General features: G+C 47.5%; 1 pseudogene. It reads left to right on the top strand.

Features of this window, described 5'->3' with window-relative positions:
- Positions 1–381, top strand: a pseudogene (gene hemA, locus UF06_RS16730) (glutamyl-tRNA reductase); the annotation flags it as partial.

Genomic DNA, 381 nt, shown 5'->3' with positions numbered 1-381 from the left:
GTGATGTGGAAGCGCAAGTTGGCGAATTGAACGATGCTTATCTGTATTCGGTGGACGACTTGCAGTCGATCATCGATAGCAATATTGAGCAACGTAAAGTTGAAGCGATTCAGGCCGAAGCCATTGTTAGTGAAGAAAGTGCGTCGTTTATGACGTGGCTACGCTCACTGCAAGCGGTTGATAGTATTCGCGATTATCGTAAGTCGGCGAACGAAATACGTGAAGAGTTACTGAGTAAAAGCCTGCAATCATTGGCAGCTGGCGCAGATCCGGAGAAAGTACTGCGCGAACTTAGTAATAAACTCACCAACAAACTGATTCACGCCCCAACACGCGCACTACAAAGTGCGGCGGAACAAGGCGAACCAGCAAAATTAACGA

The organism is Vibrio sp. S234-5 (genome assembly GCF_000960595.1).
Classification (GTDB): Bacteria; Pseudomonadota; Gammaproteobacteria; order Enterobacterales; family Vibrionaceae; genus Vibrio.
The sequence above is the reverse complement of the archived record's forward strand: the minus strand, read 5'-3'. Positions and strand labels throughout refer to the sequence as shown.